The following is a 16,972-nucleotide window of genomic DNA, read 5'->3' on the forward strand; positions in this document are numbered from 1 at the left end:
AAAGATGCTTCGTCAGGACTTCGAATTGCCAAAGAACGAGGAACCATGCAATTTCTGAGAAAAATACAGGTAAGGCCCACGTTTACAAATTTTTCCTAACAAAAGACGACAAGATTCCTTGGCATTCCCGAAAAATACTATAATCTTGCTCCCCTCACTTCGACAGCTATTCCAATTGGGGTGTTGTACTATTTTAGTACATACATCTAGGAGGTGCAGTGGTTGATAGATAAGAATATAAAGAGCAGAGCAGTTATGTTCGTAAAAAGTGACATGGAGCGGGTTGTGAGGGATTTGGAAAGTGGGATCATCACTAGGGATCAAGCTATTGGCAGTTTGAATACACTTTTCAACATCGCCTCCGGGATTGAAGATACGATGCAAATGCAAATGATTTGCAGGATGATTTCCTACATACGAACGACAAGTTTTTACGGTCAAATTAAGAAGATGTATGCGAATAAAATGTTTCATGATCAGCCAGCACCAACGTCAGCGCCTGTACCTATGCAAGTACCAGCTGCTGAAGAAATAGCAGCCTCTTCTATGAAAATCCTCGAGAAAATCGTTCGATAAGCATGTTAGGGGTTCTACATAAAAAAGCCTTCAATCCAACGGTAGAAATGGAATGAAGGCTTTTTGACATTCCGATCTTTAGTTGTTCGTTGGTTGGTCAGTGAAAATGTGGAAGCCTACGCCAAACTTGTCGACTACTTGGCCATATGCAGGGCTGAAGTGGGATTCTGACAGCGGGATAATGACGCGTCCCCCATCTTCCAGTGCATGGTAGATCGCTTTGGATTTCTCAACATCCTTGATCGAAATGCAAATGGTAACATTGGCACCTTTCTGAACAGGTTGCCCAGGGAAGGCGTCGGACAGCATCAGACGCGTATCGCCCACCATCAGCATCGCATGTCCGATAAGTTCATTAGCCTCTGAAGGGAGCGGGAAGTCCGGATTTGCTGGCATTTCACCAAACGTTTGTACGAAAACTTGTTTAGCTCCTAATGCCTTTTCATAGAATTGGATGGCTTCCTTAGCGTTTCCTTCCATGACTAAATAAGGGTCTAAGCGTAATGTCATCAACCTTCAGCTCCTCGAGTTAATTTTGATTAGGATCAATGTTAAGAAAACCTTACCTCTTATTATTAACACAAAACGCGAAAAAAATAAAGAACATATGTTCGATTAATTTGTAAATCTTTGATGAATCACTGGAAGCTCACTCCTCTTGTGTTCATGGACGATTTTTGGCACAATAATAACTAGATGGTAAGCTTCGGCTGTTTCATAGAAATTGGACTGTAAGTGAAAGTCTTGAAAAGAGGATAACACATGAATAAAGGATCCATTTATGGATTAACGTTTGATCAATTAGTTGCTTGGCTCGCTGAAAAAGGATTCAAAAAGTCGCGGGCTTTACTTGTATGGGATTGGCTGTATGGGAAGCGGGTAACCTCGTTCTCGGAGATGACGGATGTTAAACAGGACTGTCTTCAGGTGTTGGAGGAGCATTTCGCCATTCAAACCTTGACGGAGCATCTGAAACAAGAGTCGGCGGATGGGACAATCAAATTCCTGTTTAAATTGATGGACGGCAACCTGATTGAAACCGTGCTGATGCGTCACAAATACGGGCTGTCCGTATGTGTAACAACACAAGTTGGCTGCAATATCGGGTGCAGCTTCTGTGCAAGCGGTCTGCTGGCTAAGAGCCGGGATCTCACCAGCGCAGAAATTGTGGAACAAATTATGAAGGTTCAGCTTCATTTGGACGGCAAGGGCGCGAATGAGCACGTTAGCCACATTGTTGTCATGGGAATTGGCGAGCCTTTCGATAATTTCAAGAACATGGTGGATTTCATCCGCGTCGTAAAAGATCAGAAAGGTCTTGATATTGCCGCTAGACATATCACCGTTTCCACAAGTGGTCTTGCTGATAAAATCAGAGAATTCGCGGATTCCGATTTGAAGACGAACCTCGCGATTTCCTTGCATGCCCCGACGAACGAGCTTCGGACGCGGATTATGAAAATTAACAAAGCGATTCCTATTGAAAAGTTGATGAGTTCGATTGAGTACTATCTGGAGAAAACAAACCGAAGAATTACAATCGAGTACATTTTGCTGAAAGACGTGAATGACGGCAAAGAGCATGCTATCCAGCTGGCTGAGCTGATACAGCACATCCGTCAACTCGCCAATGTGAATCTTATCCCGTACAATCCGGTGGATGAGCATAGCCAGTACCAACGAAGCGAGCGGGAGTCCGTGCGGGCATTCTATGATACGCTCAAAAAGCAAGGCATTTCCTGCAGTGTCCGTCTTGAACACGGAACCGATATTGATGCCGCTTGTGGACAATTACGCAGCAAACAAATCAAGAAATCCACAGAGGATAACTTGGTTGCTCAATAAAAAAGAACCTTCCAGTCCACAAGTTCGTGGTTTGGAAGGTTTTTTTCAGTAGATAAGAAAGTATAAGTTTTTTACTTTTGCTTCGCTCTACCTTGAGAACCACGCTCGTCCTGAAAGGACGACGAAGTCGTTTATCCTTGGTACTTGCTAGTTTCCCGACCGCGCATAAACATTAAGGCCAAACCGACAACAATGAGCAGAGCGGCGAAGATGGGCTGATTGTGGAAAATGCCAGAGAAGAGCGATCCGATCGAGAAAATCGTAAAGAACAAGAGGGACATCACGGTCAAAATGTTGATCGGAATAAGCAGCCATTTATTGCGGCCTCCGAACCAATACAGCTCGAACAAACCGACGGCGGCTGCAAGCATAAAGCCCGGCCACATGAGATGCCAAATGTCGAACAGCATGGATATTTGGCAAACAACACCTGCCGTAAGCAGAATGCCGCCTGGCACCAGAACCCCTACACCTCTGCGATGCAAGATGAAGAAGTACAGCCAATGAAAGAAGACACCGACTGGAATGACGAATAAGGTTGGCCAGAAATATTCAAAAATGGTGCCCGTACTGAACGTGATTTCCCCTTTAAGAAACAGGAAGATGCCTAAAAGAATCAAGATCGGGCCGAGAAAAGCGCTGCGATTCATATTCACTATTTTCACTCCTATTAATTTATTCATTACATCTAGCATATCACGGTGCAAGAATCACGTCCTCCTGCTTAGGTGGAGGAACTTATCAGTCTCAAGACTGATTTTGTCCGGCCGATTCCCTGCATGCTAACTTTTTGCTGGAGCTTCCTCCCTCTTTTATGAATGAAAACGACTCAAGCGTACACAATATAACGAGCTGTTTCCGATTTAGATGAAAAGGAGAATCTACCTATGCAAGGCAAATGGATCAAGTTAACGCTGCTCTCTCTCTCTATTGCGTTCAGTACGGCTCCACTTCGGGCAGAAGCGCAGATGGATGATCGTGCAGTGGCCGCTAAACAGATGATGTACACGCAATCGATGGTGCAGTTGAAAAGCGACTTAAGAAGGCTATGGATGGATCACGCGATTTGGACCCGCAATTATGTGGTAAGCGCTTTGGCCGGTCTAGAAAATAAAGATAAAACACTGGCTAGGCTGTTAAGAAATCAGAAGGATATTGGGAATGCGATAAAGCCTTTCTACGGAGAGGATGCCGGGAACAAGCTGGGTGAGCTGTTGACGGAGCATATTGTAATCGCTGGCAAAGTAGTAGACGCGGCGAAAAGTGGAAATACGGCTGAGTTCGACAAAGTGAACAAGGACTGGTACCGCAACGCTGACGATATCGCCTCCTTTTTAAGCAAAGCTAATCCGAATTGGCCGATGAACACAGTACAGGATTTGATGTATGTTCACTTGCAAATGTTGACGGAAGATGTGAAAGCCATGCTGGCTAAAGACTGGGATGCTGATATCCTGTGGTTCGATAAAGGCGCTGATCATCTTATGATGATGTCCGACGCGCTGACAGAGGGCATTATTAAACAATTCCCGCAAAAATTCAAGTAGACATGAAAAAGGGACTGCTCCGAAGGTCATTTCAGACTTTCAGAGACAGTCCCTTTGATTTTAGAAGAACTTCACGAGCTGGTCTTTGATCTCCTCATTCGAACCGCCAACAACCGTCTGGAACTGCGGTTTGTCGAATAGAGCTTGAATTTGCTGCGGGTAGGTTTGCTCAATACCGCGCAAACGGATCGATTCATCGAATTTTGCCGGATGAGCGGTGGAAAGGGCTACCGTCACTTCGCTGTCCGCTGCGATACGGTCGGCAGCAGCGACACCACACGCTGTATGCGGATCAAGCAGATAGCCGTACTCCTTGTAATAGGAGCTGATTGTATCCAAACATTCCTCGTTCTGTACGCCGTACGCGGCGAAATCCGCCTGCACCGCTTGCAGCTTGTCGGCAGGAATTACAATGCGACCTTCGGCTTTGAACTGCGCCATCAGGGTGGTCACGGCTTCTGCATCTTCGCCGTATAAATAGAACAGGTAGCGCTCGAAGTTGCTGGCTACTTGAATGTCCATGGAAGGGCTGTATGTGCCGCGGAAAGCTCCAGGCTGGTACACGCCTTCCTTCACGAAACGCTCAAGGATGTTGTTTTCATTCGTCGCAAGAATGAGCTTATGAACAGGAAGGCCCATCTTCTGAGCGAGATAACCAGCGAAAATATCGCCAAAGTTGCCAGTCGGCACGCTAAAGTTAACTTTAGCTCCTGCATCGCCAGCTGTAACTTGGAAGTAAGCATAGAAGTAATAGACCGTTTGCGCTAAAATGCGGGCGATATTGATGGAATTAATTGCGCGCAAGTGGTAGCGATGCTTGAACTCAACGTCGGCAAACAGCTCTTTGATAATGCGTTGGCAGTCGTCGAAAGTCCCTTCAACGGACAGATTCAGCACATTTTCGCTATCAACCGTCGTCATTTGCAGTTCTTGCACGCGGCTTACCTTCTGGTGTGGGTGAAGAATACAGATGCGGATGCCTTCTTTGCCACGCACACCTTCAATAGCGGAAGCTCCGGTATCACCGGAAGTTGCGCCGAGGATGTGAATAATCGAGTTCGTCTTGCGGGAGACATACCCGTACAGATTGCCCAGGAATTGCAGCGCGATGTCTTTGAAAGCAAACGTTGGACCGTGGAACAATTCCAGCACATAAGTGTCATCGTTCAGGCGTTTAACAGGCGTTACAGCTTCATCACGGAACGTGCCGTAGCTGTCCTCAACGAGCTGTTTCAATTCTGCGCGCGGGATTTCGTTTTCAATAAATAGGGAGAAAATTTCAAGAGCCAGCTCCGAGTAGGAGAGGTTTTGCCACTTCTGGAGCGTGTCTGCGGATAGTTGCGGGATCGTTTTGGGAACAAGCAAACCACCGTCGTTCGCCAATCCCATCAGGATGGCATCGATAAAGCCGAGGGGTTCTACTTTTCCGCGTGTGCTAATGTATTCCATATTAGTCCCCTTATTCGAATGAATTTTCAGTTATTGTATCAAAAAACGAATCATTTGGACAGTGCGATCAGCCACGTTAAACAAAGAAACCTCCCATTTGGCATGGAAGATTTCAGCTTTTTACAAAAAATTATTCTTCTTTATCAGCAACAACGATTTTCCAAGCAGTACCGATAGGCGGCAGGCTCTTCGTCAAAGCAGGTCCGTAGAATCCAATCACATTTGCGCCCTTCACAAGCTTTGAGGTCGCAACTTTCTTCCCATTCAAGTCAACGATAGCCGTATCTTTCGTCAAATTCAGCACGATTTCGCTTGGCGAAGTTTCCGTTAAGCCCTCGCCTTTCACACGGATTCGCAGATCATCCTTATTTTCGCTGTGCAATTCTTCAATAACACCGGCTGTTCCCATCAGATCTTTTTGTATTTTCGCATCCAGAACCGTTACTTTGGACGTTGGCGTTTGCGGCGGCAGGCTCATCGTCATCACTATGGAATGTTCAGCCAAAACGGTTAAGCCTACATGCAAATCGGCAAGACTAAGCTTAGTGCCATCGGCCATTTGAAAGACCGTATCTTTGTCGACGTTAAGAACAAGGCCGTCTGTGCCTACACCTTGAATGTGGATCAATGCATGATCGCCGTCCGCACGAATGGAAGTGATGACGCCTGTCGCTTGGATTGTTTTGGCCTCTTCCTTCATGGAGAAAGAGACGGTGAGGTTGCCTTTCATCGATTCTGCAGCAAATGTGTCGCTAGGCGTGCCGTAAGCTGTGCCCGCAGTCAACAAGGCAGATAGGGATAGAATGGCAAAACTTTTTTTCATAACAGGATGCATGGAAGGACTTCCTTTCTATATGTAAAGTTGTCATTAGTCTGTCCTTCTTACATAAAAAATTTCCAAAATGTTGCAGGAACAGGAAAGTTTGATTAAATCGAACTTCCTCATGGACTTCACTCGAGCGAAACTATAGAATCAATTTATGTGTGTAACAATGGAAAGAGGTGGAATTCTTGTCTTTTATCATCAAGCTTCGGTGGTTTTTCAAAGAAAGATGGAAATATTATGCGCTGGCAATCGGTCTGTTAATAGGTGTGAATTTATTGACAACTATCCCGCCTAAAATGATAGGAAATACAATTGACCATATCCGCAGCGGGAATTTGTCCGCTACTGCGCTCAACCATACGGTCCTTTTGCTGATAGGACTTGCTGTTCTGCTATACATCATGGCGTATGTGTGGATCACGACATTATTCGGCAACTCGGCTTTGGTTGAAAAGGTGCTTCGTGGCCGCTTGCTTGCGCATTTGTCGAAAATGACGCCGGCGTTCTTTCAACGCAACAGCACAGGCCAGCTAATGGCGTTAGCAACGAATGACGTGCTGGCGATCGGTCAAACTTCGGGGTATGGAGTAATGACGTTGGTCTCCACGATAGTAGGAGCATCGGTTGTTATTGTGATGATGGTATCGCTCATCTCTTTTAAATTAATGATTGCGGCGTTGATTCCGCTGCCATTTCTAGCTTTTGTGATCAGTAAATTGGGTCAAAAGGTGAGAGTGCGCTTCCTTGCGGCACAAGCTTCATTCGGCAAAATGAACGATCATGCACTGGAATCGATTTCAGGCATTCGGGTAATTCGATCCTATGTACAGGAAGATCATGATCTAAAAGCATTTGATCAAGTCACATCCGAAGTGATGAATAAGAACAAACGCGTATCGATGCTCAATGCGCTTTTTCAACCGTTAACTTCCCTCATTGTAGGTTTGAGTTATTCTATTGGGATCGGATATGGTTCCTATCTGGTGTTTCATCATGAGATTTCACTGGGACAGCTCGTTTCGTTCAACATTTATCTGGGTATGCTGATCTGGCCGATGATTTCCTTCGGCGAGTTTATCAACGTCCTGCAGCGCGGTAGCGCCTCCGCTGACCGACTGGATACGGCTCTGACACAGAAGGCTGATATCGTAGACGTGGATAATCCGGTAGCGGTTAGTGTGCCTAATCGGATCGAAATGAAGGATCTCAGCTTCACATATCCCACTGCGAATCACCCAAGCCTGGCGCATGTGTCTTTCGAGCTGGAGCGGGGTCAAACCTTAGGCATTGTAGGACGTACAGGAAGCGGCAAAAGCACGCTGCTCAAGCAATTGCTGCGACAATACCCGATTCCTCCTGAGAAGCTGCTGATCTCTGATGTACCGATTGAGCAGATTGCGATTGATCGGGTGAAAAGCTGGGTGGCCTATGTTCCGCAGGAGCATTTGCTGCTGTCCAAATCGATTCGCGACAACATCGCGCTGGGCAAGCATGACGCTCCCCCGGATGAGATCGCTCGAGCGGTGGAGATGGCATCTTTCACGCAGGATATTGAGCAAATGCCGGAAGGCCTTGCCACGATCGTCGGCGAGAACGGGGTCATGCTGTCCGGCGGGCAGAAACAGCGCTTGGCGATTGCCAGAGCCCTGCTCATCGATTCCGAGATCCTTCTGCTGGATGACTCGTTATCCGCGGTAGATGCCCGGACGGAAAGCCGCATCCTGCAAAATATCCGCAAGGAGCGGGCAGGTAAAACGACATTGATCTCGACCCATCGTTTATCCGCGGTGAGCCACGCCAATTGGATTCTCGTTCTGGATGAGGGACGGATTATTGAAGAAGGAACACACGAACAGCTGATGCAGTTTGGCGGTTGGTACCGGGAACAGTGGGACCGTCAGCAAATGGAAGCAAGTTTAGACGAATAATGGAAGAAAGGAGGAAAACACGATGAATCAACCATCAACGGCAAGAAGGCTCGTCTCGTACGCGCTTGTCTATAAATTTAGGATCATCGGAGCGCTGCTCATATTATGCTGTGCGGTAAGCGCAGAGCTTGCAGGGCCCTACATTACAAAAACGATCATCGACCAGCATCTTTCCGTAGATACAAGCCAGATGTCCTCTGTGCTGAAATTGATTGGTCTCTACATGGGGCTGCTTTTAATAGCAAGTATTTGCAACTATTCCCAGGCCTATTTATTTCAGTCCACAGCGCTTCAAATCATCAAAAACATGCGTATGGACTTAATGCAGCACATCCAGCGCATCGCACTGCGTTATTTCGACAATACGCCAATTGGTCAGGTGGTGTCGAGAATTGCCAACGATACGGAGGCCATACGCGACTTATTCATGAGTTTCATGGCGACGTTTGTCGTTAGTACGATGCAGCTTATCGGTATTTTCGTCGCCTTATTTATTCTGGATTGGCACTTGGCTGTCTATTGTTTGGTACTGCCGCCAATTTTCGCTCTCATTATGAAGATTCACTTGAAATATTCGAAAGTGTTCATTACCATCATGCGCGCAAGGCTAAGTGACATGAACGCAATGATTAACGAATCAATCGTCGTCATGCCGATTATTCAAGCCTTTCGCCGCGAGAAGGTGACGTTGGATGAATTTGAAGTGTTGAATAAAGACCGCTATGTGAATCAATTGAAGCAGTTCCGCGTTTTTTCCTTGTCCTCCCGCAACATTGTAGGTACAATCGGGAGCTTGGTGACGGCGATGGTCATTTGGTATTTTGGCCGGGAATCTCTGCAAGCGGCTATTTCCTTTGGGGTGTTTTATGCGTTTATCGATTATCTGGGGCGTATTTTTCAACCGATTATCGGGATTTTCGATCAGCTGACCAATGCACAAAGGGCTTTTGTATCCGCAGATAAAGTATTCGCTATTATGGATATGGAAGGCCAGGACGTTGAGAAAACAGATAAGGTGAGCCGTCCGGAAGGAATTGTGAAGTTTGATCAGGTTACGTTTGCCTATAAAGAAGGGGAAAATGTGTTGAAGCAAATTTCCTTCGAGGCTCGCAAAGGGGAAACGATCGCGCTCGTAGGCCATACTGGCTCAGGCAAAAGCTCAATTATGAACCTGCTGCTTGGTTTTTATGAACCCAATGAAGGCAGTATTACTATTGATGGGCGTGACATCAGGTCGATGTCCAAACAGGCGCTGCGGAAACATATGGGCATCGTGCTGCAGGATCCATTCTTATTTGCAGGGGATATTAAGTTTAATGTAAGCCTCTATAATGAGGAGATTTCTATCGATCGTGTAAAAAGCGCACTAAAAGATGTCGGCGCAGCACCTTTCATCGAGCAGCTGCCTCATGGCTACGACGAACAGGTTGTGGAGCGGGGCAGCACGTTGTCCTCTGGGCAGCGGCAGCTGATCTCCTTCGCGCGAGCGCTCGCCTTCGACCCGTCCATCCTCATATTGGACGAAGCGACAGCGAGCATCGACAGCGAGACCGAAGGGCTGATCCAGCAGGCGCTGAAGGTTGTCAGCGAAGGGCGCACGACACTCGTCATCGCGCATAGGCTGTCTACGATCCGCGATGCGGATCAGATACTTGTGCTGCACCGCGGGGAAATTGCGGAGCGCGGCAATCACGATGAGCTGATGGCGCTGAATGGCCGGTACGCGAAGATGTACCAACTGCAGAAGGGCGAGTCGGCTGTGGTGGGTTAAAGGATTGAGCTGCAGACAGCAGGAAAGCACATCCTCTTTTGAAGGAAGAAGGTGTGCTGGACCGAATGTGCGGAAGTTTGGATGATGGAGCTAACTAACGGACTGAGATGACCTTATCTACTCGTTACAGGGTTGAATTTAGCATTTAACGGACACACACGCGCCGCTAATGCCTTGAATTTAGCTAAAAACGACACTATTAAGAGCAGATAACGGCTCCTCAGTCCGATAACTCCTAAAAACGTTGGCAAATCATAGAAATAGCTGCAGTTGAGTCCGTGAGAGTAGAGTGAAACGTCCATCAAACAACAAATTTTAAAATCAGGTGTTGACATTTATCTTAAATTAAAGTATCTTTAAATCAAGACATCAAACATAAACGAAACCAACGATGAAATGAGGTGAACCTAATGAGCGAAACACGAAACGATTCCTTGGATCTCTACATCGCACTTTCCAGAGCAAGTGAATGGGTCAATGCACACGGCGACCGCGATATCCGCAAGCATGGATTAAACCGGACTGAATTCGGTGTACTGGAACTTCTTTATCATAAAGGAGCACAGCCTATTCAACAAATCGGCTCCAAAGTGCTGATGAGCAGTGGAAATATCACCTACGTGGTCGATAAGCTGGAGAAGAAAGAGTTTGTTGTCCGCCGGACATCCACGGAAGACCGAAGACTTGTTTTTGCGGAAATTACGGTTAAAGGCAAGCAGTTTATTGAAGAAGTTTTTCCTCAGCATATTGAAGTGATTGAGAACGCGGTGGCTGGTCTTACTGCCGAAGAGAAAAGAGTCGCTAGTCAATTGTTAAAAAAGCTCGGCAAGTTCGCCCAAGACGGTTTCAAATAGAAAAGTAGTTTGTCCTCAAAACGGAGGAGTAACTACTTTACCTTATGCCTAATATCTTAAATTAAAGATTCTTAAATTTGAAATGGAGGAGATCATTGATGAGTATCGCATTAGGATTGTTGCTGATCCGCTTGGTTGTGGGGCTTAGCTTCATGGCCCATGGCTCTCAGAAATTGTTTGGCTGGTTCGGGGGCTACGGTCCGAAAGGAACGGGCGGTTGGATGGAGTCCATTGGCATTAAGCCTGGTGTCGCGATGGCGGTTATGGCGGGCCTGATGGAGTTTGCAGGTGGATTATTGTTCGCAGCGGGTTTAGGCACTGTGTTTGCTTCCTTGCTGATTGCGTTGACGATGGTGATGGCGATTGCCAAAGTACATGGCAAAAACGGCTACTGGAACACAACAGGCGGTTATGAGTACAATTTACTGCTGCTTGCAGTTGTTATAGGTGTAGCACTAACCGGCGCTGGCGCCTACTCCATTGATGCATTATTATTCTAAGATTCTTTCTTCATACGGCAGGACATAACTAAAACTAACTATTAAAACTAATTATGAGGAGTGTATTCAAATGACAAAACAACAAACAGCAGGTATTCACCATATAACAGCTTTCGTTCAAAGCGCACAAGGAACTGTAGATTTCTACGCGGGCATTCTGGGATTACGTCTGGTCAAAAAAACAATCAACTTCGACGCACCTGAAGTGTACCATCTCTACTTCGGCGATGAGCATGGCACGCCAGGAACAATCATCACGTTCTTCCCTTGGGCTGGTTCCCGCAAAGGGCGTATCGGCGGCGGCCAAGTAGGTATCACAACATATGCGGTCCCTACAGGCAGTCTTGCCTTCTGGGAAGCGCGTCTGACCAAATTCGGCGTAGCCTTTGAGAAAACAGAAAGATTCCATGAGACCTATCTGCAATTCGAAGATCACGACGGCTTGAAATTGGAAATCGTTGAGCGTGAGCAAGGAGCTCCTAGCACGTGGTCATTTGGCGGCATTCCTGCTGACAAAGCGATCAAAGGCTTCGGTGGCGCTATCCTCTACAGCACGGCTCCGGACAAAACATCGCAGCTGCTTGAGCAGGTCATGGGGCTTGAGAAAGTGGGGCAAGAGGGAGCTTACGCTCGCTTCAAATCATTTGGCGATATTGGGAATATCATCGACATTCTTGTGAATCCAATGCCATATGGAGCAGGCGGAGCGGGTACGGTTCACCACATCGCATGGCGGGCCAAAGATGATGCTGAGCATGAACTATGGAGAAATCATGTGCAGAACAGCGGGTACCATCCGACGCCGATTGTAGACCGTCAATATTTTAACGCGATCTACTTCCGTGAAGAAGGCGGCATTCTGTTCGAAATCGCGACAGATCCTCCAGGTTTCGCAAGAGATGAAGCTCCTGAGGCGCTTGGTGAGAAAATCATGTTGCCGGAATGGTTCGAAGCAAACCGTGCACAAATCGAGCGCAACCTGCCACCGATCGCGGTGCGTGAATTGGAGGGGAACGGACAATGAGACATATTTTCCAACAAGGAACAGATGTAACGGCTCCGGTGCTCGTGCTCTTGCACGGGACCGGCGGCACCGAGCGCGATCTTCTGCCGCTGGCGCAAGCTATCTCCCCGGCGTCATCCGTATTAAGCATCAGAGGCAATGTGCTTGAGAATGGGATGCCGCGGTTCTTTCGCAGACTCGCGGAAGGTATCTTCGATGAGGAGGACCTCATCTTCCGTACCAAAGAGCTGAACGACTTCTTGGATGAAGCCGCCGTAGAGCATGGCTTTGACCGCCGGAATATGGTGGCCATCGGCTACTCCAATGGCGCCAATATTGCGGGCAGCCTGTTGTTCCACTATCCGGATGCGCTTCGAGGCGCGATCCTGCATCATCCGATGGTGCCGCGGCGCGGTATCCAGCTTCCGGATTTGACCGACACCCCCGTCTTTATCGGGGCTGGCCGCAATGATCCCATCTGTTCGCCGGAAGAGACCGAAGAGCTGCAGAAGCTGCTAGGCGAGGTGGGGGCTGAGATCGAAGTCCATTGGGAAAATGCCGGACATCAATTGACTCGTTCGGAAGTTGATGCGGCGGGCACTTGGTTTAAAGCAAATTTAACTTAAAAATAACAAGTAAAGGGGTGATGTCTGTGATCGCCATCGACCCTTCGAATCAAACCGAACGGGAGAATTACAAGCTGCTGATCGGCAGCATTATTCCCAGGCCTATCGCATTTGTCACGACGCTCTCGACAGAGGATGTCCTTAATGCCGCACCGTTCAGTTACTTCACGATTGTGACGGCGGACCCGCCGATGATCGCCGTGTCCGTACAGCGGCGACAGGGCGAACGCAAAGATACATCACGTAATGCTATCGCCAAAGGGGAACTCGTTGTTCATATCTCTGACGAATCGTATGTCAACGAGATCAATCAAACGGCTGCTGCACTGCCGTCTGATGAAAGCGAAGTGGTGTTAGCTGGCCTGACACCTGTTCCAAGTGTGAAGGTAGCTGTACCGGGCATCGCGGAAGCCAGCATCCGGATGGAGTGTGTTCTCGAGCGAGCCATCCCGCTTGGGGGGACGGAAGACGCCCCTTCTGCGGATTTGCTGATCGGCCGAGTGGTGCATTTTCACATCGCCAATGAGTTGTACGACAAGGGTCATATTGATGCTCAGAAATTGAGACCGGTGAGCCGGCTGGCGGGCAACTCCTATGCGAAATTGGGAGAGCAGTTTGAGATAGAGCGTCCTGTTTGACGTATGAGACGTGAAAAGCCATTTGTACCCGCGGTTGATGGGGGCAGATGGCTTTTTTCTATTCATTTTATGCACCGAAAACCCGATAAATTTAGTATACTTACTAGAGTTACGCAGGGCGGAGGAATGATAGTGAAACGGAAAAATGGGAATAAGCTGCGTTGGATCAGCGCAGTTCTAATGGTCGCGTTGTTGGTTAACTTCTACCAGCCTGCAGCTTATGCAACTACAACAGTGGAACAAATGATAACGGGCCCATCTTCGTCCATATACGGAGAGTCAGTGCAATTTACTTCGGTTGTGGCGGATCGTGCAGCGAACGGGTCTACCCCAACAGGGAATGTAACGTTCTACGATGGGAGTACGTTGATTGGGGGACCGCTGGAGCTTGTTGCTTCAGAGCCGGAGGTTGTTTCTAGGAGCGCTGGGCTTGCTCCGGTGCAGTCTGGCAAAAAATTGACTTGTTCGGACTGTCCTGTGATTCAGTGGGGCGGGCTGAATTACTGGGCGTACAGCGATACGGATAACAATTTCTATGTGTATTTGTATGCCTTTGATGCGAATAACAATTTGGTAAAGTCCTGGCAGCTTTCGGGGAATCGTTACGTGACAGGTATCACAGTAGATAAAGTGGCCAAAACAGTTACACTTGTCGGCCAAGATAATGTACTCACGACACGAACTTGGGGGGAGCTTGAAAATTACAACGCTTATACGGCCATGTCCTTTTCCGGTCTAGCCGTAGGTGCACATACGATAACAGCTAATTATTCAAGCGGCGATGGTATTCATGACTCAAAGACGTCTACCTTTGTACATACGGTTGCTAAGATTCAAACCAATACCACGCTAACCTCGAATGCCGGATTCATTTACGTCGGCGAGCCGATCACCTTCACGGCGACAGTCGCCAACACAGGTGGCAATCCGGTTATGCCGGGGGGAACGGTTACTTTTAGAGAAGGCAGCAATATCCTGGGCTCTATGAGTGTCAACGGAAGTGGCTTTGCTAGCTTTACAACGTCGTCGTTGCCGGTTAGCGGTTACTCGGTCACGGCTACTTACGATGGTGATGGTCAGCATCTCGGCAGTACGTCAAGCAGTTTGTCGCAATCCGTGCTGGGGATACCAACCGTAGTGGCGGTTAGCGCTAGTCCCGGAAGTACAGCTTATGGGAATTCGGTAACGTTGACGGCAACCGTGGCGAATGGCTTGGCAAGCATTTTTGTACCGACGGGTACCGTGACGTTTAAGGACGGTTCGACAGTGCTTGGCACAGGGACGTTGAATTCGGGAACGGCAACCTGGACGGCCTCCAATTTGGACGTGGGAACCCATTCGATTACAGCGAATTACGGAGGAAGTCTTACCCATACTGCGAATAGTTCAAGCTCCACTCCAGTGACGATCAATCTGATTCCTACGTCATCCACTTTGACGGTTACAGGAACGACGGACGCGACTTCCACCTACGGGACTCCATTGACGTTAACAGCAACCGTGGCGAATACGAATGGCAGCTCGGTTATGCCAGGTGGTACCGTAACATTCAAAGATGGTGCAACCACCTTGGGTACCGCGACACTAAATGCAGGAACGGCTGATTGGACGATGCCGAATCTTTTATCGGCGGGATCCCACGCGTTTAAAGCGGAGTACGGCGGAGATGCCAACCATGCGGTTAGTCTAGCAACGGCTGTCGGGCATACCGTTAACAAAGCAAGCACATCAACAACCCTGTCGTCATCGGGTGGGATTTCAGTTGGTGAATCGACGACTTTAACGGCACAGGTCATAAATACAATTAATCCTAATATTAAACCTACAGGTACAGTTACGTTTAAAAATAACGGTGAAAGCTTGCAAGTGCCGGTCTCACTAGACAGCAACGGCGCTGCGGTGCTTACCACTCATGATCTGCCGGTTGGCGATCTCGTCATTACGGCGGAATATAGCGGTGATGGCAACCATGTTGCGAGTGTTTCACAGTCCATCACCCAGCCGGTAACCAAAGCGCCGGTTACGGTTCACCTGTCTGTGGCACCGCAAACGGGAGAAAGTGTCTATGGGCACACGGTGAGTATAACGGTGCAGGTAGTTAATGCAGGCAGCGGAGCTTCCGTACCTACGGGGACGGTCACACTTTCGGGTACAGGAGGCTTCAGCAATTGGCCGGGGGCTATGACGCTGACGAACGGGACAGCGATTTGGGAGACCGACCAGCTGGCCGTTGGAACACATACCGTCGTCGCCAACTACTTGGGGGATCACGAACACCTTGACGGGGTATCAACGAGCAGCAGCCTGCAGATCAAACCGATCCCTGTTGCCGTCATGGTTACCGCTTCAGTAACGGAGGCTGTTTATTACGGAAGTCCAATTACATTTACCGCTCATGTGACGAATACGAATGGAGAACCGCAGATCCCTGGCGGTCATATTGTTTTTAGTGGCGGCAATTTACTGGGCACACCAATAGAACTTGACTCGGCAGGGACTGCTACTCTTACATCAGCAGCTTTGCTGCCTGGGACATACGACATTCAGGCCGCGTACATTCCTGATTTGGTGCACGAGGAGCGAATTTCAGCCCCGATCACTCAAATCATCAAACCCAATACGCAGGGGACCGTACTCATTTTGAATCATCCGAGTGGCATTTTTCAGCTTGGAGAACCTATTCAATTCTCCGCATCTGTAGGGAACTTGATCGGTGACCTGAATCAACCCGGCTACATTTCATTGAGAGAGAACGGCACTGAACGAGCGAGGGTAACGACGGATGTGTACGGGAACGCCGAAATTAGCTTAACAGGCGTGAATTCCGGTACACACCGATTTACAGCGCTGTACGAAAGAAGCGGCATCACAGACGGCACGGAGTCCCAAGCGGTGACAGTTGTTGTACAGCCTGCCTTGGTACAGCTTTCGCTCACGAGTGATGACTATGGCAAAGTGCTGCCAACATCCACGCCGTGGACCTCAGCTGTTGTTCATGGCGCTAGCCCGGCATTCGTCTTCCACGCAGCTTCTTCCGAAGAGGGCACTAGCACCTCGTTGAAGCGAATGGATCCGCAGAGCGGCGAGCTGGGTTCAGCCATCGCAGTGTCGAACGGACAAAGCGAACCCGTTACTTTCGTGGAAGGACTGAACCGATTCCAAGTCAAAGTAGTAAGCTCGGACGGTACAGCTTCGACCGAACATATCGTGTCCCTTTTTTATCAAAAAGGGGAGAAGCTTTGGGATATCACCAACGTTCTCGCCGTGACGCCATTGCGCTACGATATGGATGGCAATAGAACGTTCGATAAAGCGGACGTCATCGCGTTATTGAAGTTAATTGAGCCGGTTACCGCGGAATCGCAGCGGCCATAACAGAAAAGGCATACCCTCAGTAGTAACTACTGGT

Annotated in this window: 15 protein-coding genes; 11 read left to right on the plus strand and 4 right to left on the minus strand. The window is 48.3% G+C overall.

The features are described 5' to 3' along the window. Positions 1 to 222 precede the first annotated feature (222 nt). Complete coding sequence (locus RQP52_RS25220) at positions 223 to 576, plus strand: hypothetical protein (RefSeq protein WP_315954393.1); 354 nt, start codon at positions 223 to 225, stop codon at positions 574 to 576. Positions 577 to 654: 78 nt separating this feature from the next. Here RQP52_RS25220 and RQP52_RS25225 read toward each other — a convergent pair whose 3' ends face one another. After that, the gene (locus RQP52_RS25225) at positions 655 to 1,086 is read right to left on the minus strand and encodes a VOC family protein (RefSeq protein ID WP_315954394.1); all 432 of its coding nucleotides are present in this window, start codon (positions 1,084 to 1,086) and stop codon (positions 655 to 657) included. A 252-nt stretch (positions 1,087 to 1,338) separates the two neighbouring features. On the opposite strand from RQP52_RS25225, the gene rlmN reads away from it, so the two are divergent. After that, entirely contained in the window at positions 1,339 to 2,421 is a 1,083-nt protein-coding gene (gene rlmN, locus RQP52_RS25230) for a 23S rRNA (adenine(2503)-C(2))-methyltransferase RlmN (protein WP_315954395.1), read from the plus strand. A 131-nt stretch (positions 2,422 to 2,552) separates the two neighbouring features. Here the strand turns inward: rlmN and RQP52_RS25235 are convergent, their stop codons facing one another. After that, a complete protein-coding gene (locus tag RQP52_RS25235; protein WP_315954582.1) occupies positions 2,553 to 3,071 on the minus strand; it encodes a hypothetical protein in 519 nt (172 codons plus the stop codon). Positions 3,072 to 3,308: 237 nt separating this feature from the next. Here RQP52_RS25235 and RQP52_RS25240 point away from each other — a divergent pair, with 237 nt between their 5' ends. Beyond that, positions 3,309 to 3,968, plus strand: a complete 660-nt coding sequence (locus RQP52_RS25240; protein WP_315954396.1) for a glycosyltransferase — start codon at positions 3,309 to 3,311, stop codon at positions 3,966 to 3,968. 60 nt (positions 3,969 to 4,028) lie between these two features. Here RQP52_RS25240 and thrC read toward each other — a convergent pair whose 3' ends face one another. Both thrC and RQP52_RS25250 read right to left on the minus strand, forming a co-directional pair. Beyond that, positions 4,029 to 5,417 (minus strand): threonine synthase, encoded by a 1,389-nt coding sequence (thrC, locus tag RQP52_RS25245; protein WP_315954397.1) that lies wholly within the window; start codon positions 5,415 to 5,417, stop codon positions 4,029 to 4,031. Between the two features lie 130 nt (positions 5,418 to 5,547). Next, positions 5,548 to 6,240: a hypothetical protein gene (locus tag RQP52_RS25250; protein WP_315954398.1), complete on the minus strand. Its 693-nt coding sequence runs from the start codon at positions 6,238 to 6,240 to the stop codon at positions 5,548 to 5,550. A 188-nt stretch (positions 6,241 to 6,428) separates the two neighbouring features. On the opposite strand from RQP52_RS25250, the gene RQP52_RS25255 reads away from it, so the two are divergent. The 8 genes from RQP52_RS25255 (at position 6,429) to RQP52_RS25290 (ending at position 16,938) form a co-directional block, all read left to right on the plus strand. Then, positions 6,429 to 8,171: an ABC transporter ATP-binding protein gene (locus RQP52_RS25255; RefSeq protein WP_315954399.1), complete on the plus strand. Its 1,743-nt coding sequence runs from the start codon at positions 6,429 to 6,431 to the stop codon at positions 8,169 to 8,171. Between the two features lie 22 nt (positions 8,172 to 8,193). After that, entirely contained in the window at positions 8,194 to 9,942 is a 1,749-nt protein-coding gene (locus tag RQP52_RS25260) for an ABC transporter ATP-binding protein (protein ID WP_315954400.1), read from the plus strand. A 410-nt stretch (positions 9,943 to 10,352) separates the two neighbouring features. Further along, entirely contained in the window at positions 10,353 to 10,796 is a 444-nt protein-coding gene (locus tag RQP52_RS25265; protein ID WP_315954401.1) for a MarR family winged helix-turn-helix transcriptional regulator, read from the plus strand. 98 nt (positions 10,797 to 10,894) lie between these two features. Next, entirely contained in the window at positions 10,895 to 11,296 is a 402-nt protein-coding gene (locus RQP52_RS25270; RefSeq protein ID WP_315954402.1) for a DoxX family protein, read from the plus strand. Positions 11,297 to 11,366: 70 nt separating this feature from the next. Further along, entirely contained in the window at positions 11,367 to 12,320 is a 954-nt protein-coding gene (locus RQP52_RS25275) for a ring-cleaving dioxygenase (protein WP_315954403.1), read from the plus strand. Continuing rightward, positions 12,317 to 12,925, plus strand: coding sequence for an alpha/beta hydrolase (locus RQP52_RS25280; RefSeq protein WP_315954404.1), 609 nt, complete (start codon positions 12,317 to 12,319; stop codon positions 12,923 to 12,925). Before RQP52_RS25275 ends, RQP52_RS25280 begins: the two co-directional genes overlap by 4 nt. Before the next feature lie 20 nt (positions 12,926 to 12,945). Then, complete coding sequence (locus RQP52_RS25285) at positions 12,946 to 13,563, plus strand: flavin reductase family protein (protein ID WP_379173389.1); 618 nt, start codon at positions 12,946 to 12,948, stop codon at positions 13,561 to 13,563. Between the two features lie 132 nt (positions 13,564 to 13,695). Then, the gene (locus tag RQP52_RS25290) at positions 13,696 to 16,938 is read left to right on the plus strand and encodes an Ig-like domain-containing protein (RefSeq protein ID WP_315954406.1); all 3,243 of its coding nucleotides are present in this window, start codon (positions 13,696 to 13,698) and stop codon (positions 16,936 to 16,938) included. Positions 16,939 to 16,972: the final 34 nt, after the last annotated feature.

It is taken from the genome of Paenibacillus violae (genome assembly GCF_032461945.1).
GTDB lineage: Bacteria > Bacillota > Bacilli > Paenibacillales > NBRC-103111 > Paenibacillus_E > Paenibacillus_E violae.